Origin of the sequence: Chitinophaga sp. LS1 (genome assembly GCF_034274695.1) — a bacterium.
Lineage (GTDB): Bacteria > Bacteroidota > Bacteroidia > Chitinophagales > Chitinophagaceae > Chitinophaga.
The window spans coordinates 8496733-8518893 of record NZ_CP128362.1; the positions used below are offsets into that span (position 1 = coordinate 8496733).

At 44.7% G+C, this 22161-nt stretch carries 15 protein-coding genes; 6 read left to right on the forward strand and 9 right to left on the reverse strand.

Annotated features, from left to right (window positions below; translation table 11 throughout):
* Window positions 1–37 precede the first annotated feature (37 nt).
* The gene (gene pucL, locus QQL36_RS34835; RefSeq protein WP_235643936.1) at window positions 38–862 is read right to left on the reverse strand and encodes a factor-independent urate hydroxylase; all 825 of its coding nucleotides are present in this window, start codon (window positions 860–862) and stop codon (window positions 38–40) included.
* Window positions 863–927: 65 nt separating this feature from the next.
* On the opposite strand from pucL, the gene allB reads away from it, so the two are divergent.
* Genes allB through QQL36_RS34865 form a run of 6 tightly spaced genes read left to right on the forward strand, consistent with a single transcriptional unit; the run spans window position 928 to window position 6361 of the window.
* Entirely contained in the window at window positions 928–2244 is a 1317-nt protein-coding gene (gene allB, locus QQL36_RS34840; RefSeq protein ID WP_321568395.1) for an allantoinase AllB, read from the forward strand.
* Window positions 2241–3452, forward strand: a complete 1212-nt coding sequence (locus tag QQL36_RS34845) for an allantoate amidohydrolase (RefSeq protein WP_321568396.1) — start codon at window positions 2241–2243, stop codon at window positions 3450–3452. The genes allB and QQL36_RS34845 overlap by 4 nt, the downstream gene beginning before the upstream one ends.
* Before the next feature lie 4 nt (window positions 3453–3456).
* Window positions 3457–4191 (forward strand): (S)-ureidoglycine aminohydrolase, encoded by a 735-nt coding sequence (allE, locus tag QQL36_RS34850; protein ID WP_083726843.1) that lies wholly within the window; start codon window positions 3457–3459, stop codon window positions 4189–4191.
* A complete protein-coding gene (gene uraD / locus QQL36_RS34855) occupies window positions 4188–4658 on the forward strand; it encodes a 2-oxo-4-hydroxy-4-carboxy-5-ureidoimidazoline decarboxylase (RefSeq protein WP_083726841.1) in 471 nt (156 codons plus the stop codon). Before allE ends, uraD begins: the two co-directional genes overlap by 4 nt.
* A complete protein-coding gene (uraH, locus tag QQL36_RS34860; protein ID WP_083726839.1) occupies window positions 4655–4993 on the forward strand; it encodes a hydroxyisourate hydrolase in 339 nt (112 codons plus the stop codon). Before uraD ends, uraH begins: the two co-directional genes overlap by 4 nt.
* Window positions 4994–5005: 12 nt before the next feature.
* A complete protein-coding gene (locus tag QQL36_RS34865; protein WP_321568397.1) occupies window positions 5006–6361 on the forward strand; it encodes a DUF6986 family protein in 1356 nt (451 codons plus the stop codon).
* Between the two features lie 71 nt (window positions 6362–6432).
* Here the strand turns inward: QQL36_RS34865 and QQL36_RS34870 are convergent, their stop codons facing one another.
* The 8 genes from QQL36_RS34870 to QQL36_RS34905 all read right to left on the reverse strand — a co-directional run bounded on the left by QQL36_RS34870 (window position 6433) and on the right by QQL36_RS34905 (window position 21441).
* Window positions 6433–8604 carry a TonB-dependent receptor family protein gene (locus tag QQL36_RS34870; RefSeq protein WP_321568398.1) on the reverse strand — a complete coding sequence of 724 codons (2172 nt, stop codon included), beginning with the start codon at window positions 8602–8604 and terminating at the stop codon, window positions 6433–6435.
* Window positions 8605–8825: 221 nt separating this feature from the next.
* Entirely contained in the window at window positions 8826–9950 is a 1125-nt protein-coding gene (locus QQL36_RS34875) for a HupE/UreJ family protein (RefSeq protein ID WP_220388866.1), read from the reverse strand.
* A gap of 9 nt (window positions 9951–9959) precedes the next feature.
* Window positions 9960–11072, reverse strand: a complete 1113-nt coding sequence (locus tag QQL36_RS34880) for a DUF3500 domain-containing protein (RefSeq protein ID WP_321568399.1) — start codon at window positions 11070–11072, stop codon at window positions 9960–9962.
* Between the two features lie 123 nt (window positions 11073–11195).
* Window positions 11196–11873 (reverse strand): LytTR family DNA-binding domain-containing protein, encoded by a 678-nt coding sequence (locus tag QQL36_RS34885; RefSeq protein WP_321568400.1) that lies wholly within the window; start codon window positions 11871–11873, stop codon window positions 11196–11198.
* A gap of 57 nt (window positions 11874–11930) precedes the next feature.
* A complete protein-coding gene (locus QQL36_RS34890; protein WP_321568401.1) occupies window positions 11931–13262 on the reverse strand; it encodes a vanadium-dependent haloperoxidase in 1332 nt (443 codons plus the stop codon).
* An 87-nt stretch (window positions 13263–13349) separates the two neighbouring features.
* The gene (locus QQL36_RS34895) at window positions 13350–16658 is read right to left on the reverse strand and encodes a VCBS repeat-containing protein (protein ID WP_321568402.1); all 3309 of its coding nucleotides are present in this window, start codon (window positions 16656–16658) and stop codon (window positions 13350–13352) included.
* Window positions 16659–16735: 77 nt separating this feature from the next.
* Window positions 16736–18337 carry a SusD/RagB family nutrient-binding outer membrane lipoprotein gene (locus QQL36_RS34900; protein ID WP_321568403.1) on the reverse strand — a complete coding sequence of 534 codons (1602 nt, stop codon included), beginning with the start codon at window positions 18335–18337 and terminating at the stop codon, window positions 16736–16738.
* Window positions 18338–18342: 5 nt separating this feature from the next.
* Entirely contained in the window at window positions 18343–21441 is a 3099-nt protein-coding gene (locus QQL36_RS34905) for a SusC/RagA family TonB-linked outer membrane protein (protein ID WP_321568404.1), read from the reverse strand.
* Window positions 21442–22161: the final 720 nt, after the last annotated feature.

Genomic DNA, 22161 nt, shown 5'->3' on the forward strand with positions numbered 1-22161 from the left:
TCCGGATAATAGAGCATATGATATAGCCAGATGCCTGCTACTCCCGGATGACAGTGCCTACAATATACCCATAAGGTTCATCTGTAGCTATAAAAACTTCATTCTGATTGCTCATACCAAACTGCTCTAAATTAAAGAGAATATGGTGTTTATTAGGCATTTTCAGGGTGATCTCCTGTACTTCAGGATAAGCTTCCAGCACAGCTTCTCCCATGGCATACAGGGTTTGCTGTACAGACAGACTATTATGGCCGGCAAAGGTACCCAGCAAGGTAGCGCGGATATTATCAAAAATAACAGCATAATCCTTTAGCTGCCCTTTGTATATCCAGCTCGCTTCACATTGGGTAGCGAAAATGCGGTCGCTGGTTGCCTTTAATGTGGTGTACGGATCTTTGATAAAATGCTCAAACCCAGAATCGGTGGTTTTGAGAATAAGCAGGTCAGTGATGCCACTGGTAATAGTTGTCGAAGCAGCATTATAGACGATTTTAGTCGTATGTTTTTCACTGCCGCCACTGATGTAAGCATGAGGCGTAAGCCTTGACCACGCTGCCTCTGCGATTTCGACGGTAGCAGTAGATACCTGTTGCTGGGTATGCACAAAATGTTCTGCCAGATGGAGGGCAAAAGCTTCGATGCTGGTAGTGAAATGCTCTTTGGCAAGTGCATACACTGTGTTCTTTTGTGTGTCCGTTGGCAGGATCTTCGTGTTGTCACCAAGTGTATGGGCGGTTTCAAAATCGCCTTTCAGAGATACACTGACAGTAATTTGTCTGAATTCATGGTAATCTGCGTGACGGATGATTTTGGATAATTGAACGGCGTTTTTGCCGTATGAATTTTCGCCTAGTTTGATCATGATGGTTAACATTTACTTCTCTAATTTAAAAAATTAAATGCCTATTTTTAAATAAGATCTCATTTATGTTTGACCTGGCGATAAAAGGGAGTCGCATTATTACTCCAGAAGGTATTCAACCGGCCGTGGTACTGATTAAAGATGGATTGATTGCAGATGTTGCAACTGTTATACCCGGCGATGCTGTTAAAAAAATAATAGATATTCAGGATTATGTATTGATGCCTGGCATCACGGATCCGCATGTACATATCAATGAACCCGGCCGAACCGACTGGGAAGGGTTTACTACGGCCACCCGGGCCGCACTGGCCAGTGGCATTACGACTTTAGTAGATATGCCATTGAATGCACACCCGGTCACGACGACAGTGGCGGCACTGGAAGAGAAGATCAGGGCGGCGAACCTATTTACCAATTGTGGTTATTGGGGAGGGGTCGTACCCGGGAATGTGAATGAGCTGGAACCATTGATTGAACACGGCGTATTAGGGTTCAAAGCATTTTTAACCCATTCGGGTATTGACGATTTTCCCAATGTGACAGCCGAGGATCTGAGAAAGGCAATGCCGGTAATTGCAAAACATGGGTTGCCGTTGTTAGTACATTGTGAGTTATCCACACCGGTACCATCATCGATAGTGGGTACTTATTCAGCCTATCTGGCCTCCCGCCCTGCTGCATGGGAAGAAAATGCGATTGCAATGATGATTCGCTTATGTGAGGAGTTCAATTGCAGGGTGCATATCGTACATCTCTCCGCTGCCTCCGCATTGCCACAGATTATAAAAGCAAAGGCGGAAGGATTGCCGTTGACAGTTGAAACCGCACAACACTATTTATACTTCAACGCAGAAGATATTCCGGATGGCAATATGGCGTTTAAATGTGCGCCGCCGATAAGAGATCGGGAAAACAACGAACTGCTCTGGCTGGCCCTGAAATCGGGCATTATTGACATGGTGGCAACTGACCACTCTCCTAGTCCGTCCGATCTGAAACAAGGTGATTATTTGCAGTCATGGGGTGGCATCTCGTCTTTACAACTGGCTTTGCCTGCTTTGTGGACGGCTGCTAAAAAAAGGAATGTTTCACTGATACAGTTAGCGCAATGGCTATGTACCGCACCTGCTGTGCTGGCAGGTACCCAACATTACAAGGGGAAAATAGCGAAAGGATATGATGCGGATCTGGTCATCTGGAACCCGGATCAGTCTTTTACAGTCATTCCTGAAAACTTACAACATAAACACCCTATTACGCCTTATGCACACGAAACGCTGGATGGTGTAGTGCTCCAAACCTACCTCAAAGGTGTAAAAGTATATGACGAAGGTGTATATACAGCTGCACCACAGGGGGAAAACATCTTTCGATTATGAGTACAGCCACCATACTTGCACGCATAGAGGAATTAGCAGCTATCAGTGAAGATAGTAGCTGCCTGACCCGCACCTTTGGTTCTATTGCTTTTATTAAAGCCAGTCAGGTGATAATGGGATGGATGCAGGAAGCAGGGTTATCCACACGCATCGACAATATTGGCAATGTACGGGGCCGGTTAGTATCTAAAGATCCGGAGGCACGTACACTGGTATTTGCTTCGCACTTTGATACGGTGGCCAATGCAGGAAGATGGGATGGGCCACTGGGTGTACTGATGGCACTCGATGTAGTGAGTGCTATTGAAACCGATCTACCCTTTCATATTGAGGTAGTCGCTTTTTGTGATGAAGAGGGCGTACGTTTTCATACCACTTACCTGGGCAGTAAGGTATTGACAGGGGCTTTTGACCCACAGCAACTGGAAATCACGGATGCTGCCGGCATTACACTGGGTGATGCCATTCGTTTGATTGGAGGTTGCCCGGATCAGTTAGCCGACGATCAGCTCCCTCCTGATCAGTGGCTGGGGTATTTTGAGATACATATTGAACAGGGACCTGTATTATATGAAAAACATATTCCGGCGGCGATTGTTACTGCTATAGCGGGTCAGCAACGTAGTCAACTGGTTTTTACAGGAATGGCGGGGCATGCAGGTACGGTGCCGATGGCTATGCGGCAGGATGCCCTTTGTTGTGCAGCGGAGTGTATTGTGATGATTGAACAATGGGCCATGCATCATAGAGAGAAGGTGGTAGCTACGGTTGGTACTTTGCAGGTGGTACACGGCGCTTCTAATGTAATTCCGGGAGAAGTGGTGTGTAGTCTTGATGTAAGAAGTGCAGATCCTGAAATGATTAAAGTATCGCATTCCGAATTATTGCAAATGCTCGGGACGATCTGTGGAAAAAGGAATATCAGTTTTGAATGGAATATTGTGCAGGAAACACTACCCGTCACTTGTGATGCCGAACTATCTGGTTTGCTGGAACACGCCATTCAATCCACGCATATGGAAATAGTAAAACTAGTCAGTGGGGCAGGTCATGATGCAGTAGCTGTAGCTTCCGTAGCCCCTGTTTGCATGCTCTTTGTACGTTGTTTCAAAGGTATCAGTCATCATCCGCTGGAAGATGTGGAGCCGAAGGATATTGAAGCAGCCCTACAGGTCGCCCACGCATTTATTCAACAACTTATCAGATAAACATATGGAGATTTCAGCACTCACCCGTTCGGTCGTAAAACGTAATCATGCATTGATATGCCCGGATGGACATGTAAATAGCGTGGTACCCGGATGGACGAATTGTACCATTCATGTGCTCATCAATGAACAGATGGGCGCACGGTTATGTCAGACACTCATCACCCTGAATCCGGAGAGTATTGTCAGTGGTAAAACCGCTGCTTCACAGATCTTCTTTTATGTGATAGAAGGGCATTGTACTGCAAATGGCACCGTACTCTTCGCTGGTCAGTACATTTACTTTCCTCCCGGAGAGGAGTACCAGATTGTGCAAGCAAGTACCGGAGCGCAGTTGCTTACTTTCCACAAGGTGTACGAGCCATTGGATGGATATAGCACACCGGGTATCCTGTTTGGCGATAGTGCCAAAATACCCGGGCCTGCTTTTTTAGGTGATCCTGCACTAAGACTACAAGTATTGTTGCCGGAAGATCTTTCTTTTGATATGGCCGTGAATATCTTTACTTATGACCCCGGTGGGCACCTGCCATTTGTGGAAACCCATATTATGGAACATGGATTGCTATACTTACAGGGGCAAGGGGTGTATATGCTGGATCACCAATGGTATCCTGTCAAAAAAGGAGATGCCATCTGGATGGCGCCGTACTGCCAGCAATGGTTTACGGCGATGGGCAAGGAACCCGCAGTGTATATTTATTACAAAAATGTAAACAGGTTTCCAACTGCCATATGACACTGGATGTACTCAATCACCTACCCCAATCTGAGTTGTATACCACCCTGCAGCAATGCTGTGGATCACATGTATGGGTGGAAAAGATGATAGCGGATTTTCCTATGAGGGATAAAGCTACCCTTTTGGAAGCAGCCAGCAGGCACTGGTTGGCATGTACGCCTGCCGATGGTTTGGAGGCATTCAGTCATCATCCCCGCATCGGTGATCGTCCGGCTTTGCATAAAGAACAGGCTGGTGTAGTTAATGCATCAACAGATGTATTAGCCGATTTAGCCACCGGTAATCAAATCTATGCAGAACGATTCGGCTATATCTTCATCGTATGTGCTACCGGAAAATCTGCTTCGGAAATGTTGTCATTGCTCAATGCCAGGATAAACAATACCCCATCAGCAGAAATTAAGATCGCCATGGCAGAGCAAGGCAGGATCACACAACTACGTCTTGAAAAATTACTTTCATGAGCCAGTTAACTTCCCATATATTAGATACTTCCCTGGGCATACCCGCCCGGGAAGTATCTGTTACGTTATTTGTAATGCACGACAAGGAGTGGAAACAAATAGCTGCCGGCATCACTAACAATGATGGCAGAGTCACCAACCTTTTGGATGCGGCCTCCCTCCTGCCTCATGGACTGTATAAATTACATTTCAATACACAGGAATATTTTGAGCGCAATTTTACCACTTCCTTTTTCCCTTTTGTAGAAATTGCTTTTTATATCAACAGCCATGAACACTATCATGTGCCCCTTTTGTTATCACCCTTTGGTTATTCCACTTACCGTGGTTCTTAAACTGATCAAACTATGCAACTCTCCATCCCCGATTCGGACAAACTGGCCCTGCTGGGTACTTTAAAAATAGCAAACCTCGCTTTTCAGAAAACTTACCCCGGCGATAAACCTGACCGGCAACCAGTACATACTGTTTATGGCGGTGCGAACCTGTTCAAGGCAGATACCTGTTTCAGAATGGGGGAAATCGCCCTGCAACATTTTCATACCTACGCGCCTGATAGCAATATACTGGCAGCCGCCTTATGTTGGGAAAGTACAACACCATCCGAAATCATTTATCATAAGATCATTTATAAATTACAGACCGAACCTGTTGAGGATTTTAGAATCGATTTTGAAGATGGTTTTGGCAACAGACCTGATGACGAAGAAGATGCGACTGCCATTGCAGCGGCTATTGAACTGGCAAAGGGTATGGCCGCATCAACGATCTCTCCTTTTATTGGTATCCGGATCAAACCATTTACTGAAGATCTGAAACAGCGAAGTGTGCGTACATTGGATCTGTTTCTAACGACCTTACTGCAACATACGAATGGCGAATTGCCGGCCAACTTTGTGGTCATGCTGCCAAAGGTGACTATTCCTGAACAGGTCAGTACTTTAGTGCGTTTCTTTGAAGTGCTGGAAAAAGTTCATCAGCTGGAACCGGGTACTTTGAAAATGGAAACGATGGTAGAAGCGACGCAGATCATTATGGATGATGAAGGACGTAATCCGCTGATGCGTATTATAAGGGCGAGTGAAGGACGTTGTATTGCGGCACATTTTGGTACGTATGATTATACTGCTTCCTGTGGTATTACAGCGAAGTACCAGACGATGGCACATCAGGTTTGTGATTTTGCACATCATATGACGAAGGTGGCATTGGGTGGTACGGGGATATTTTTATCTGATGGGGCTACGAATGTGATACCGGTAGCTTTGCATAAAGGGGATTACCTGAATTATGCACAACTGGAAGAGAATAGGGAACATGTACACCAGGCATGGCGTACGGGTTATAATCATACGATGCATTCGCTGATCAATGGGTTTTACCAGGGATGGGACCTGAATCCGGCACAGTTACCTATGCGGTATGCGGCGACTTATCATTTCTTTTTGAGTAATTATGAGGAGGCGTTGTTTAGGTTGAAAACATTTGTGGAGAGAGCGGCTATTTCGACTTTGACGAAAGATATTTTTGATGATGCTGCTACGGGTCAGGGGTTGTTGAATTTCTTTTTGAAGGCGATTAATTGTGGAGCGGTTACTGAGGAGGAGGTGGTGGCGACAGGGTTGACGATGGAGGAGATCAGGACGAGGTCGTTTTTCAGGATATTGGAAGGGAGGAGGAAAAGGGCCAACATTGAGATGTAAGAATTTCACCGAAGGCGAAATTCTTACATCTCAATGTTGGGAGCCGGCTGGAATTTTTTAAATTAAATAGTTTAAATCTTTATCCCTGCTGTAATATAAAAGGTTCTGCCATCAGCTGGTAAGATACCCGGCCCCGGATACATGGTAATTCTGCGGTTGAAATATTTTTCGTTCGTGAAGTTATTCACACCCGCGGAGAAGTGATAGCCTTTGGTCAGCTGCCAGTCAAAACTCCAGTCAAATACATGCCAGTCAGGGATTACACCTGTTACACCGGCTGCACTATGTGCTGTATTAAGTGCATCATTGTAACTCCTGCTGTTGTAACTAAATAAGAAACCGGTGGAGAGCCCTTGGTGCTGGAAGGTAATACCTGTCTTGTTGATCCAGTCAGGTGTATTCTCTATCATGTTTCCTTTAACATCCGTATTCACACCTGCGTTATTGATAGTCGTGCTATTGTAACGACCATGCTGCCAGGCGAGTGAATTGAAGATACGCAGGTCATTGGCGCTACGTGCCGCATGGAAAACCCTGAACAATGAAAGCTCTACATAGGCTTCTACTCCTTTATTTACAGCGTTACCCACATTGGTAGTTAATAAGTGATTTGCCCCATCGTCTCCTTTGAAGGTGAGAAGGCCAATCCTGTTACCATAATACACATAGAATACATTCACATCAAAACGGATCATATCACTAAAATGCCCTCTGTAACCAAAATCCACATCATAGCCTTTAGTATCTTTCAGGCTGGGATCTATCTGATCCAGTCTGTCAGCAGGTGTAACACTGGCATAGAGATAAGGACGGTATGCCTGTGATACATTGCCATACAACTGGCTAAAGCTATTCACCTTGTATTCCAGTCCTGTGCCGAACAGCGGGAAATGCCGGTTGCCTTTATAGTTGGCTGCACTACTGGCATTGTTGATCACACCTGTGAGATCGGTATTGATGATTTCATACCTTACACCCGGTGTGATGGAAAAACGATCTGTCAGCTGGAAGATATTCTCTGCGAAGGCTGCATAGTTCTTTGTATTGAAATGCAGATCGATGCCATAGGCTTTTGTGAGACTCAGGTCAAAGTCACTGCCGGTGGTACCTGTACCTTTTTGTTCTCTTTTGGTTTTACTGGTGGAAAAGCGAAGCCCGGTTGCCAGCGTGCTTTTGACTGATCCAATATGATAACTATGTAATAAGCGGGCTTCTGCAGCAAAACTGGTGTAGTAATCCCTGTCTACCTGCCTTGGATTGTATGTACCTAAGCTGGTATTGATGGTATCCATTACATTTGGCGCATTGATAAATTGTACACTGTTCCTTTCTCCGAACAAGGCATTGGAGGTAATATCCAGTTTTGTATTTTCAGAGAATTTATACTTGAATGTAAGGGCAGGGATATTTATTTTAGGTTGGAAGAAATTTCTCTTTCGGAACGATTGTTTTCCACTTACTGCAAACTGTGCATCTGTCAATCCACCTGCTATCTGCTGTACATAATCCATTCGTGAGAACTGAAAACTCAGGCTACCTTTATCATTGAAGTTATATTGAAGATTAGCATGGTAAGCGTGGTAATCAAAGCGGGCATTGTCTCTCCACCCATCGCCATGTCTGTAGTCGTAGTAAGCGTAGTAGGTGAGTTTACCTTTGGTGCCTCCTGCTGCGTTGTAAGAATTAAACAGGTTATTACCACCTATGGTCTGTTCACTTTCAAATACAAACGGGCGGGTACTGTCACCTTGTTTCAACACATAGTTCATCATCCCGCCGAATTGCGGACCGAATTGTAATGCTGCTGAACCACGTACCAGCTGTATTGTTTGCACTGCCTGTAGCGGCAATGAATAATGGTTTTCAGGATAGCCAAAGAGATCACTGTTGGTATTGTACCCATTCTGACGCATGTTCATTTCTATAGAGCGATGTGCATCCGTACCTCTTACACCGATATTCACCTGTGTACCGGCACCATCCATTTCCCATGTTATTAAACCGGGGATCTGTGCGAATAACTGGCGGGCGAGGTTCTGTGCAAGATTACCTTTGCTGCCATCCAGGAGTAACTGATTGGTATGCTTACCAGCGTAGATGAGCGTGCCTGATACATCCGGAAGGCTGGTGCCCGCACTGTTCTTTTTGTAGGTGCTGACAGTAATACTATCCAGGTTCTTTAGAATAGTAGTGTCATGCTGCTGCGTGTGGGAATAAATAGAGAGTAAGAGCAGTAACTTCATTGTTCGATTTTGGTATTGTGATGAAGTTAACAAATTCCCTTTTATAAAGAATAACACAAACGATCAGGATGTATCAAAATAAATGAAATTCCTTAGAACTGCATAAATGCATACCTGGTTTCATCAGCTATCCGAATTGAAAGAGCGTGTATCTTATTTTGATACACGCTCTTCGTTTGTGAAAAAGAGATTGGCGGGCGGCCGCCAAAAATTATATTACTTTATATGCGTTCTGTGATCCACACGGTTGCTGCTATTCCTGCCAGTACGGCACCAGCTACACGTACATATTTATACGCGGGTATCCGGCTCAGCCATATCAACCAGGGCATCACGAAGAGTATTACTATCAGCTGCATCAGTTCTATGCCCACATTAAACCCTAATATGCTCAATCCCATTCTCGTGGCATCCAGTTGTAAATTGGCCAATGTACTGGCAAATGCCAATCCGTGTATCAAGCCGAAACCTGCTGCCACCAAGGCTTCTCTACCGGGGAAGATGGGACGTAATGCATGTACTGCCGATACCAGGATTGACACTGCAATCAGTACTTCTACTGGTTGTGATGGTAACCGTAACCATCCCAATGCACCAGCCAGCAATGTAATGGAATGACCAATCGTAAAAGCTGTCACGATCTGTAGTAAGCGCCTGAGGGAGTACTTTGTACCACCATAACCATCCCAGCGTTGTTGTCTGACCAACAGTGGTGCAGGTAATAACAACACTAAGAGAAACAACAGGTGGTCCGTACCTTCTGCGATATGCTGCATACCCAATGACACCATGCTCTGGAATCCTTTCCACAAACTACCTTGTTCCTGGCTTACAATCAACGGTTCTATGGTGCCACTCTTTACATCCAGTTTGATTACGCCGACCTCTGAAGTGTGTTCTCCATATTTACCTCTCTCCCAGTCCTGACGAACGGAGACGAGTGCTTTGTGAGAACTGACTTCTGCAATGATCGCATCGTAATGCAGACTGAAATTACGCACAGCCGTACCATTCACAGGTTCCATCCATAACGTAGCGGTAACTTCATTATAAGGACCTGTTGCCGTTTGCTCCGCAGGTTTTATATGCAGGTCTTTTACCTGCACCGTCCATGGTTGGCCTTCCAGGCTTTGTGGGCGTACATGTGCCAAAAGGTATGCACGCAGCGCCGGGCCTAATTCTACTTTGTGCCCTAAGGCCAGTTCAAGTTCGCTTAGTGGCAACTGCACTTCTGCAGCAACACCTTTGGATTTAATATCCAGTAGTATCACTGAGTTCGGCATGGGATGTGCCTTTGCACCCAGCGCACATACACAACAAATCAGCAGCAAAAAGTAATATCGCATACAATAAGATTAGAAAGTAAAGCTATTGCCGTAATCCCGGGTATGATCCCTGTATACACTATGGTAGTGTATCTGGGAAGGATATACCACCCCTGTCTGACAAACGAATTCAATCCATACACTTGGTCCATCGATACGTACATAGTCAGCATTCGTATCCAGTGTGGCGTTGCCAGAATAAGCAATGTAAGTGCTGCTCAACTCATTACTATAGATAGTGAGCAGCGCTGCAGCGGTGGCACTGTCTGCATCATTTACCCATGGTTTCATAGCAGCTAATACCAATGCCTGTTGTGCACTTGTGAGTGAACTAACGGCGATGCCTGATTTGGTGGAGGGGAACTGTCCGTCTTCGTTAGGGCCTAAGAGTACATCGCTGAACTTGGCGGTCAGTTTGGCGCTTGCCAGTTCTGATGTGCTAAGTGAAGACAGCATTGCTAACATAGCAGCCTGTTCCTGTGCCAGTGGAGCATACGTAGTACCACTGGATGTCCAGCTCTTGGGCTCGATACCTTCAAACCTTGGCGTAGCACCGGTTACAGCGCCACCACTGAAAGTAATGTTTACAGCCAGGTGGTGACCACCGAATTGCAATTGCCAGGTACCTGTAGTAGAAGGCGTACCTACGAAGGCAATGAAGTAGATACCGGAGCCATAGCTACTGCTACCGCTAGTGGTATTCAATACATCATCTGCAGCTATGATCTGGGTGATTTCGTCATACCCTTCGTTGGCGGCAGTGCCGGAAGCAGCCACTACAATTGCCTTGGCAGCGGCCAGCTGGGTGCTGCTCAGGGAAGAGTACTGCAGACCATTGCGGCAACTACTACCACATGGGAGGTTGGACCACTTGATGGCATACGTACTGGAATAAGTGGTGATGAGTGATGAAAGCTGTGTGCTGGTTAGCGTAGCTTCAAAAGCTTCGGCCAGACAAACTACCTTGGCAGTAGTATTGGCGGCGGAACTACAATCTGATGTCGCAGTAGAGGTAGTAGTATCAGTTGTCGTGGTAGTGTCTGTAGTGGTAGAAGTGGTTGTCGCATCCTTCTTACTACATGAAAGTATCAGCATAGCCGGAATGATGGCAAGTAAACTGAAATAGATTGTGCGCATTTTCATGTTCTAGTTTTTGGTGAAAGGGAAAAGGTCCACACTGGTTTGTATATAAGACTTGCAATTAAAGACAAGGTTTAGCTATTCAGGGAGGGATTGGGGTAAATGGAGGATTTGTTGTGGTGAAAGTCAGGATTTGAAAACTTCAAAAAACGCCGATTCGTAGCTGTTGCCTAAAGGGATGTCGGATCCTGCGATGAGGATTTGTTTGTTACGTACAATTTCAATGGCGGAGAGGGCGACGATGTAGGAGCGGTGTACGCGAATGAAATCTTTCTGAGGGAGCTTTTCCATGATGGCTTTCATGGTCATGCGGACCAGAAGTGGTTTTTGGGATTTGAGGTAGATCTTGAGGTAGTTGTCCCAGCCTTCGATGTACTGGATATCAGAGATGAAGACTTTGACTAATCCGTAGTCTACTCTGAGTACGAGTTGAGGGACCTGAGCGGCTTCCTGGCGGCGGCAAACGGCTTTTTCGACGGCTTGCTGGAAACGGGTGAAGGTGAAGGGTTTGAGGAGGTAGTCAACGGCGTTGACTTCGTAACTTTCTACGGCGTAGTCGCGGTAGGAAGTGGTGAAGATGACGAGGGAGGGTTGGGGGATAGATTTGTAAAAGTCGATTCCCGAGACGGAGGGCATGTTGATGTCGAGGAAGAGGAGGTCGATGGGGTATTGGCGGAGGAAGGACATAGCTTCGGTAGTGCCGGTGAAGGTTTTCTCCAGGCGGATGTAGTCGATTTTTTGACAGAAAGTGTCAATTACGGCTAAGGCAGGTGGCTCGTCATCTAATGCGATGGCTGTCATCATGAAGGCAAATATATATTTTTTTTTGAGGGCAGGCCTACGGCCTGCCCTCAAAAAATATTAATTCTTTGTTACCGGGTTGATACCTGCTTTCTTTATTTTCTCCACTACAAATGTACCTACCCGTGTTCCCTGATCCACTCCATTGTCCACTGAATCGCGGTAATGGATTCCACCATAAATGCGGGACACCGCTGCTTCCTTTGCTGCATTCCAGAAGGAGGTAAAATGCCGTGGTGTCAATTCCCAGAACTCTTCTGAATTATCTGTGTATTCAAAGTTATCTCCAAACAGATAAGTCAGCATGGTAGCAACGGCAGATGATACTACACTATGTCCGCTGGTATATTCAGGAAATGGCGGGGTTTGTAAATTCGGCTTCCATTTTACATCTATATATTTATTAATAAATGCTTCCGGACGGATACGGTTAGTGCTGTATTTCGCATCCCAACAACTGATAAACGCATCCATCATCACATTGGCAGCCAGCATGTGTACCTGTAAGGTATGATCAAAATCCAGTTTTGCTTTGCGGCTGGCAATACCTGTGATATTCATCCAGTGGCCACCAGGAGTGATTTTCTTAAAACCAATGGCCATGTGTCCATAAGTGCTTACCGCAAATGGATTACAATCCCAGAATCCCGCGATCGTCATCTCTTCCTTAGTTGGATGCACTCCATAGTTATACACCTCCATATTCAGCTTGTAAAAGTCGCTGGTAGTGTCTTTACTAAAGGCTGTCATCGGTTTAGATTTGAATTGTGTACAGCTATCGATCACCATCGGACGAATGGTACGCCAGTTGGGTTCTACCGCATCCATGTATGCAGGAGGTGTAGGATACCAATACCCCTCCCCTTTCAATGGTGTATACCTGCGTAAGGTGCTGAGCTTGCCATACCCATCTGTTTTAGACCATGCCACTATCTGCTTTACCACACCCTCTGCGACCATTACAGAATTCTTTATAATACTATCAGGTACCTGGTCTTTCTTAAACAGGTCTATCAGCTTCTCCTCATCATCTGCCAGCATAAATCCGGAAGGTAATAACTGCTTGCCTGCTTCTAAGATCGCATACACAGCCGCTACCTTATAATCGTACGTTCTGCCACTATCGGGTACGGTGACTGCCGGATAAGATCTTATAAAAGTTGCTGCACCGGGAATGGATGGATCATGCTTTGCCACAATCTGGTAAGCCGCCAGTGTTGCATAACTATAAAAACGAGTCGCCGCAGGCGGATTTACTACATCGTGCATCATTACCATAGAAAGAGAAAACACTGCCGGCTGTATATAATCAGTAAAGGGAGCCTTGTCATACTGCTGTTGTGCATGCCCAAGCTGACTAACGAGTAACAATCCAAAGATGAGTTGCTTCATACTTATTGTTCTTTATAGAGTGAGATTCCTTATTAGTTCTTTATAGAGTGAGATACCCTTCATTGTTCCTTATAGAGTGGTATTCCCTCATTGTTCCTTATAGAGTGAGACACCTTCATTGTTCACACCAACTACCACAAAGTTTTTACCATTGATAGCGATTTCGCCGGCAGACTTTACATCGCCTTTGATACAGATACCTGCTGCTGACTGATCTACATAGGTAAACCCTCCTTTGCCATCACCTTTGAGCAGACAACCATAGCCAGCGTCAAAACTACCCAGCTTCAGGCGATTGTCACAATGGTTACCAAGCAACAATAAATCTGGTTTACCATCTTCATTGAAATCACCAGTCAGGATTTTGGTGACTACGGAGAATTGTGCTTCTACAGGTAATGGTGATACAACAAATTTGCCATTCTTATTCAGCAGACATAAGCTGCGGGTTTCAGTCACCGTGAGTTTGCCAGCCTTCGCCAGATCATCAGGCGAAACAATATCTTTCATGGTTGCATCTGAATAATTTTTATAGGATGTGAACTTCTTTCGCATCGGATAAATCTGGTCATTCAGCTCATCCCTGCTCACGTATGGATAACTTACACCCTGTATATAGAAGTTCAGGAATGGATCGATGTTACCATTTTTATCAAAGTCAGCATAATACAATTCAACAGGTTCTTTGGCAGAAGCTTTGATCTGTGTATTCAGACCCAGGTTACCAGCTATGAGATCATCATTGCCATCACCATCTACATCTTTCACTGCCAGACTAAACCAAAAACCATTTTGTGGCTGATCAAAGTAGTCCGCTGTCTTATCTTTAAAGCCATCCGCTTTGTTAATATATACAGACAGTGGCATCATCTCTCCACATACTACCAGATCCTTCCGACCATCTTTATCCAGGTCTATCCACTGTGCATCTGTGATCATACCTGTTTTTGCAAAAGGTACATCTGCTACTGTGAATTTTCCCTTACCATTATTTATTAACAGGTAAGATATTGGTGATACAGGGTACTGACCGGGAACAACACGCCCCCCTACAAAGAGGTCCATGTCTCCATCATTATCAAAATCACATGGGCGTACACAGGATTTACTGTTGGCACTCACATCAGGCAAGTTCTCACTGGCTTTTACAAGTATGCCCTTTCCATTATTGATAAACAGTTCATCCTGCAACATGGCTGTATTTGGATCACAATTAAAGTAACCGCCCATTGCCAGGTACAGATCAGGATAACCATCTCCGTTAGCATCAAAGAAGATGGCATCGGATACACAGTTTTCGGTGGGGTCTTCCAGCTTCATGCTCTTATTCATTTCAAAGCTACCACTCCCTGATTGTGTATAGATACGGCCGGGCAATTCCCTATTGCCACTTACATACAGGTCTTCTTTTCCATCTTTATTCACATCTGCTTTTGCAATGACAGGGCCTGTTTTGGAATACATAAACAACATGAGCAACTGACGTTTGAAATCATTCGCCGGCATTTCTTCATGTTTGTAATCAATGAGGCCATCTGCTTTTGTAAAGACGGGTTTGGTGAGGGTAGCAGATGGTAAAGGTGCATTTGGTGCGAAGTCTATTTTCAGTAACTGATTGGCGGCTACATCCGTCATGCGTTGTTCTTTATTACCGGGCCATACGATCAATACGGAATCAGCTTTGGCAGCATTACCCAGGCCAAATAACAACTGGGTAGATACTGCACCCAGATAGCCTTTGCCGGGATTAACTTCCTGGTATTGCTGCATGCCATTTGTATACACATATACTTTGGCACCGATGGCCTGTGTATTCTTACCTTCTCCTTTCAATTTAAAGGAGAGATACGCCGTTTTGCTCTGTTCTCTCGTCATGTTCTGGTAAACACCCGCCGGATCATTGATACGGTTGATGACCAGATCGAGATCGCCGTCATTATCCAGGTCTGCATACACTGCTCCACTGGATACGCCGGGTTGATCTACGCCCCATTCCTGTTGCTTATTGGCAAAGGTGAGGTCATGATTATTGCGGAAGATATAATTCTTTAACGGTGTGACAGGCATAGCGGTAACGAGATCCATAAACTTGATGGGTTCGCGCTCCATGGCCTTCTTTATTTTGTAATCGCCCCAATAGCGCAGGAAGTCTTTGTTGGTATAATCGCGCAGGTAACCATTTGTAACAAAGAGGTCTTTATAGCCATCGTTGTCAAAGTCAGCAAAGAGTGGGCACCAGCTCCAGTCAGTATTTGATACACCGGCCAGCTGACCGATTTCACTGAAGGTGCCATCGCCATTGTTCAGTTGCAGCATATTGCGCATATACTGCTCATAGAGGTCCTGTGACTTCATGAGGTCATGCATTTCGTAGCTCTCTTCCATCTGCAGCAGTTTCTGACGCTTGTTATCTTCAGGGAGCATATCGAGTGTGAGCACATCCGGTAATCCATCGTTGTTGTAGTCAGCAATATCTACACCCATAGAGAAGTGAGACAGATGTTTAAAAGTTTCTTTAGTACGTTCACTGAAAGTACCGTTGTGATTGTTGATGTATAGATAATCAGGTTCGTTGTAGTCGTTGGTCACATAGATATCTTCCCAGCCATCTTTGTTGATGTCTGCTACGGCTACACCCAGCCCAAAGGTAAGCGGGTTCTGAATAATGCCGGAATTGAGGGTGATATCAGTGAAGTGGTTGTTATCATTACGATAGAGTTTGTTACCCGCCAGAGAGTCGGTCAGGGTTTTGTATCTGGCAAACTCCATGTTGTCAATCTTGTTTGTGCTGTGGTTGAGGAGGAACATATCGAGGTCGCCGTCGTTGTCGAAATCGAAGAAGACAGCATTTGTGCTATATCCCGGATCGTCGAGACCATATTCCTTTGCCTTTTCCACAAATTTCATATTGCCCTGGTTGATAAATAGCTGATTGCGGCGGGTAGCATCATCGCGTTTACCGGAGTAACATATGTAGATATCGAGGAGTCCGTCACCGTTTACGTCAGCCATGGTTACGCCTGTTTTCCAGCTATCTGATTTCCCGCCGATGCCTTTGCCGGCATCTTTAGTAATTTCTTTGAACTGCATGTTGCCCATGTTCTGGTAGAGTGCACCCGGCTGCATGTTCGCAGTGAAGTACAGGTCCTGTAATCCATCGTTGTTCAGATCTCCAACGGCCACACCGGCACCGTTATAGAAGTATTCGTATTGCAGTACGTTCAATCCTTCTGTTTCGTTCAAAGGATTTGAGAACTTAATGCCGGTTGTTTTGGAAGGTAGCTGTTGGAAAAGTTTCTGTTGTGCCTGGATAGCGAAAGGGATGGAGGATGCTATCACGAGGACCAGCAAGAAGGTGGAATAACGCATGGATAAATAGTTTTTCAGTGTTCCCATTCTTAAAGATGAAAAGTTAATGCGGCAAATTGCCGCATTAACTTTTCTTTATTTAGCTAGTCATGAACAAAAAGTCATTATTGAGCTACATCCCACCAGATGCGTGAGGTATAAGTATCTCCATTAGAGAGACTGCTCACACCAGAAGCATAACCTGAAGGGTTTGTAGAATTCTCAGTAGACTGATAAGGAATTCTTCTTGGAATAGTGCCACCTGTGAAGTTGCCGGTATAGACTACAGGCGTCAGTACAGGATAACCAGATCTTCTCCAGTTGTTCCATGCCTCGATGAAGTTCATCAGGGTACCTTCTGTTACCCATAACTGCTCGTTGATCTGCTTGATAGAAGCGGTAGCTGAAGTAACATCCAGCGGATTGGCAGCTATGAAGAGCGTTGCAGTTGCAGTAGAGATAGAAGCATCTGAAGAGAAGGTAGCCAGCGATTGCATAGAAGCAGTTACACCAGCAGCGTAGTGAGAAGTAGCAGTTCCACCTACACTCCATCCACGTGCAGCGGCTTCGGCCAGCAGCAGTTCTGTTTCAGCATAAGTTAAAACGAACTCAGGACCGCTGTAGTTTCTGTACAGCGAATTGGTAGGACGGGAATATTTACCCAAAGGAGCCGGAGAGTCATCGGTAGTTGCAGCAGCGGTAGCACCTGGATAATCACTTCTAGTAGTGATATCGGTAGTACCACCATTCAGGTCATAACCGTTTGGCATACCTAACTGAATGCTGGAATCAGTAGAACCAGCCAGTGCGGTGTTGTTATTTGCAGCCAGACCGTTTGGTGCAATTTCAGCGATGTATTCCAGGCGGGGGTCATTCATTTTCCTCATGTAATCGATGAAGGTTTTAGACCATTTTACTTCCCTGTAGTCATCCTGTACCATCAGCGCGTTGGTAGTAGCATTGCTAAAACCACCAGAGTTGTCACAAATTACCACAGCATCGTCAGCTGTACTGGTAAACACGCCACCTGTAACAGCTTTCTCAGCCCATGTCTGTGCCAGGGTTGGATTTACTTTCGAAAGGCGCATAGCTGTACGCAGCATCAGGGAGTAGCCGAATTTCTTCCATTTAGCGATATCACCACTATAGAACAGGTCTGCTGTTGGTTTGGTACCGCTTTCATCCAGTGCAGAGATGGCAGTTTGCAATTCTGTCAGCATGGAAGTATAGATAGATTCCTGTGAATCGTAAGCAGGGGTAAAAGTACCTGATTTACCTTTTAGAGCTTCGGAGTAAGGTACATCACCATAGCAATCAGTAATGTGTTGCATAATCAGCACATTCATGATTTTACCGATATTCGAAAGGTTTGGCAGACTTTTCTGCTGCGCCAATGTATCCATTTCGTATGCATAGCTGGCAGCCTGGTAGTCTTCGTTCCAGATCCTGTCCTGGTAACCGATCTGACCGGAAGAAGCTACATATTTATCACCATTGCTGTAGTAGTTGAAGGTAGAAGACAACAACTGTACCCACATACTCTGGAATAACAACTGGCTATAACCAGTGTTTGCATAAGAATATTGTGCCCTTGACAGCAGGTAGTTAGGATCATATTGAGAACCGGATACCGCGGTAGGGTTACTATTTATATCGTCAAAGTTTCTGGTACAACTCGTAGCGAACAGTGTTGAAGCCAGACCTAAGCAGAGCAATCCTTTTTTCATAATCATCATTTTTTAAATTTGAAGTTTACGTTCACACCATAAGAACGGGTACTTGGTAAACTTGTACCTTCAATACCTGCGTAGTTAATCAGAGAAGAGAAACCTGCTTCAGGATCCACGTTATCAGTATGTTTCATTAATGTCAGGAGGTTACGGGCCACCAGAGACACACCGATTGAAGAGAATGGTGATTTACCCAGCATTTTACTATCGAATACATAACCAAAAGTGATCTGGCGCAGTTTGATGAAGCTTGCATCCAGTACATCGATGGTAGAAACCTGGTTAGCCAGTGTCTGGTAGTAAGTCTGCGCTGCTACAGAAGTAGTGTTTGTAGTACCATCAGATTTAACACCTTTTGCCACCACACCATCTCTACCTTCGAGGGTCATTTTGTTCAGACCGCGGTATATTGAGTAGTAGTTAGTAGCAGACAGCATTTTGTTTCCAAATTTACCATCTACCAGGAAGGAGAGTGTGAAGGATTTATAAGAGAAGTCGTTATTGATACCACCGAACCATTTAGGCAGTACGCTACCTTTTGGTAACAGGTTACCACGCTGTGGCAATCCGTCGTCAGTCAGCAGGACTTCACCTTTAGCATTACGTTTCCAGTCGTACGCCATTACCTGTGGACCTGACATACCTTTTACCAGTGCGGTGTTCGCATTCAGCGGACGATATGTACCTAAGGTGAGGGTAGTGCTGGAGCTGTTGCTACCGTAGATATCCAGGATCTTGTTGTTGATGTTGGTTGCATTCACACTAACGTTCCAGGTGAATGTACCATTAGATACCGGTGTACCTGAAATCTGCATTTCCAGACCTTTGTTCTGGGTAGAACCAGTACCGAAGTAAGCGTTGGTATAACCAGTTGCAGGAGAGATGGTACCTTTGATGATTTCATTTTGTGTTTTACGCTGGAAGTAAGCCAGGTCAACACCTAAACGATTATTCAGGAATTTCAGTTCCAGACCAACCTCTGCTTCATTCAATGTGAATGGTTTCAGATTCAGGTTTGGAAGAGAAGATGGGAAGCTACCTACGCTCTTGCTGTTGAGTGCACCATCAATCGTGTAATAAGACTGGGTGATATAATAATCATCCGGCTCACCGCTGGCTTTTGCATAAGAAGCACGGAACTTACCATAAGTCAGAGATGGAATATCCCACAGTTCAGAGAAGATGAAGCTGGCGTTTACAGATGGAACAAAGATACCTCTGTTACTTGCTGGCAGTGTAGAGTAAGTATCATAACGACCGGTAGTACCGACAGTCAGGAAACCTTTATAAGAGAAGTCAGCAGTGTAGTAAGCGGAGTTTGCCTGCTTGCGGTACACTGTATTCTGCCTGTTATAAGTTTTAACGTTGTTGTAGCTATATACATAAGGCAGGATGAAGTTGCTACCGGTAATCTGTATCAGCTCATCGTTTCTCTTTCTTACGTTCGCACCTACAGCGATGTCGACGTTGAAATCTTTAGCGATATCTTTCTTGAAACCGAGGAGACCATCTGCGTTCATTTCGCTGATCTGTTCATTGCTCAGTGTCATATTACCACTCACGATAGTACCATCCTGAGAAGTGAAGGAATAAGCAGTACCCCAGGGAGTGATATTGAAACGTCTGTCGTTGATCAGGTCATAACCCACACGAGCCTGGCCATACAGGTATTCAGTCAGATCATAGCGCGCAGTAACGGAAGAAATCATACGTTTTCTACCAATATTGTTTTGCATCTGGCTGGTTACGAAATATGGGTTGGTTACATAGATATCATCGGTGAAGGTTACTTCTTTACCGTTGTTGTTAACGTCGTAACCAGGAGCGAGGATTTTCTCATCGATGTTAGTAGCGAGGAACAGACCGTTGTTAGGGTTCAGCGGACCATCACTCAGGTAAGGTTTGTTTCTCTGATAGTCATCAATGTAATCTACCATGGCAGATATTTTGAATTTATCAGTTACTTTCTGATCGATATTCAGGTTGAAAGTTTTACGTTTCAGACCGCTGTTTTCAACGATTGATTTATTATCCAGGGCAGATGCAGACAGGCGGAAAGTACCTCTGTCGCCACCACCGGAAACAGATACAGTGTTTGTCCAGGTAGGACCTGTTCTGTAGAAGTTAGTCAGGTTATTTTTTACTGCAGAATAAGCGTAAGAATTACCATCATATTGGATAGTAGAAGCACCATCCAGTTTTTCACCCCAGCTGAGGCGGGTGCTATTCAGTGCAGCGTTTGCAGTAGTAGGTCTTGCACCTAACTGACCCTGACCATAAGTATACTGGAAGTCAGTGAAGTCGATCGCTTTATCCACAGTGAAGTTACCATTGTATTCCACCTGCATGTTACCTTTCTTACCAGTTTTGGTAGTGATCAGGATTACGCCGTTAGAAGCGCGGGAACCGTACAGAGCAGCAGCAGAAGCGCCTTTCAGTACAGTCATTGTTTCGATATCATCAGGGTTGATGTTCTGGATACCATCACCGTTATCAGAACCGCCCCACTCACCGGCGCTACCTCTCTGGGAGTTATCCATTGGTACACCATTGATTACATACAGTGGGCTGGCGGCACCAAAGCTGGCCATACCGCGCAACAATACGCGGGCAGAAGAACCAGGGCCACCACTTGTACCACTTACACTCAGACCTGCTACGCGGCCACCTAATGAATAAGCAACGTTTGTTTCCCTTGCCTGGGTCATAACGTTACCATCTACTTTAGTTACAGCATAACCTATTTTCTTTGATTCTTTGGAGATACCCAAAGCTGTTACCGTTACTTCACCGAGTTGTGATGAAGATTCTTCGAGCGTGAAATCTACTGAAGTTTGACCTGCAGTTACTTTCACACCTTTAGAAGTATAACCGATGAGGGATATTTCGAGCAGTAGTTCCCCATCAGGAGCATTTTTCAGTACAAAGGCGCCATCAGCTCCAGTTACAGCAAAAACATTTTTACCCTGAACCTTAACGCTAACAGATCCAAGCGGCGCGCCGGACTTGGAATCTTTTACAGTCCCTTTCAACTGCCTTGTTTGTGCAAATGCTACCGTTGAAAGCAGCATCGCGATGACCAGCAAACGAAGTTGTCTCATTATCGATTTAGTTTTTGGTTAGGTAATAAATGAGTGATGTGCACTCCTTTCTCAAATTGACGGCGGGATAAATCCGCTTTGATTCTACATTTCATTTGGTTCTGTTTCTGTATAAAATTTTCGTTTTAGAAAATAAGTGGTAGGCTCGCCTTCTTTCAAGGCAAGAGAAATACATCAACCACATGTGGATGGAAATTGAAGATGACAGTATGTATAGTTGTAACTACCCGTTAATGTGCATAACAGTACATTTTGCTACACGCACGTGCACAGCAGAGCTGGTAGTTTAAAACCACAGAAGAAATTTTTGATTAAGAATGATTGTTCATTGTTACGATGCCAGATCGGTTCAGCTACAAGTTCACCCCATTGAATACTTCATGTAATTGGCCCTCGTTCAATAGTCTTATACAGTCAATAGTTAAAGAGGACAATTTTTGGTTGTTGTTACGTTTTTCCCGAAATTTTAAGTTTCACTGTTATTGTATTGTTCTACATTCTAAAATGACAAGTCTTAAAATGACAACACTGATTTTTTACTTACCATTATTATATGATTACCGTTTTTTCACTATTCAAATAGTTATTGCTTTTTGAAACGGTAGTTTTTCATTTTCACGTTGTAGATTTCATTTACTTACGACGCTGATTTCAAGGTCTAAAGTACATAAATTTTAACATTTCGTACATCACCAAGAAGTTGTACATAATTATTACCAT

Bases quoted from the DNA above. Each gene is read 5' to 3' on its own strand.
- QQL36_RS34905 (WP_321568404.1), bottom strand. From the start codon at position 21,441: ATGAGACAACTTCGTTTGCTGGTCATCGCGATGCTGCTTTCAACGGTA.
- QQL36_RS34885 (WP_321568400.1), bottom strand. From the start codon at position 11,873: ATGATGACAGCCATCGCATTAGATGACGAGCCACCTGCCTTAGCCGTA.
- QQL36_RS34890 (WP_321568401.1), bottom strand. From the start codon at position 13,262: ATGAAGCAACTCATCTTTGGATTGTTACTCGTTAGTCAGCTTGGGCAT.
- allB (WP_321568395.1), top strand. From the start codon at position 928: ATGTTTGACCTGGCGATAAAAGGGAGTCGCATTATTACTCCAGAAGGT.
- QQL36_RS34900 (WP_321568403.1), bottom strand. From the start codon at position 18,337: ATGAAAAAAGGATTGCTCTGCTTAGGTCTGGCTTCAACACTGTTCGCT.
- uraH (WP_083726839.1), top strand. From the start codon at position 4,655: ATGAGCCAGTTAACTTCCCATATATTAGATACTTCCCTGGGCATACCC.
- uraD (WP_083726841.1), top strand. From the start codon at position 4,188: ATGACACTGGATGTACTCAATCACCTACCCCAATCTGAGTTGTATACC.
- QQL36_RS34845 (WP_321568396.1), top strand. From the start codon at position 2,241: ATGAGTACAGCCACCATACTTGCACGCATAGAGGAATTAGCAGCTATC.
- QQL36_RS34865 (WP_321568397.1), top strand. From the start codon at position 5,006: ATGCAACTCTCCATCCCCGATTCGGACAAACTGGCCCTGCTGGGTACT.
- QQL36_RS34870 (WP_321568398.1), bottom strand. From the start codon at position 8,604: ATGAAGTTACTGCTCTTACTCTCTATTTATTCCCACACGCAGCAGCAT.
- pucL (WP_235643936.1), bottom strand. From the start codon at position 862: ATGATCAAACTAGGCGAAAATTCATACGGCAAAAACGCCGTTCAATTA.
- QQL36_RS34895 (WP_321568402.1), bottom strand. From the start codon at position 16,658: ATGGGAACACTGAAAAACTATTTATCCATGCGTTATTCCACCTTCTTG.
- allE (WP_083726843.1), top strand. From the start codon at position 3,457: ATGGAGATTTCAGCACTCACCCGTTCGGTCGTAAAACGTAATCATGCA.
- QQL36_RS34880 (WP_321568399.1), bottom strand. From the start codon at position 11,072: ATGAAAATGCGCACAATCTATTTCAGTTTACTTGCCATCATTCCGGCT.
- QQL36_RS34875 (WP_220388866.1), bottom strand. From the start codon at position 9,950: ATGCGATATTACTTTTTGCTGCTGATTTGTTGTGTATGTGCGCTGGGT.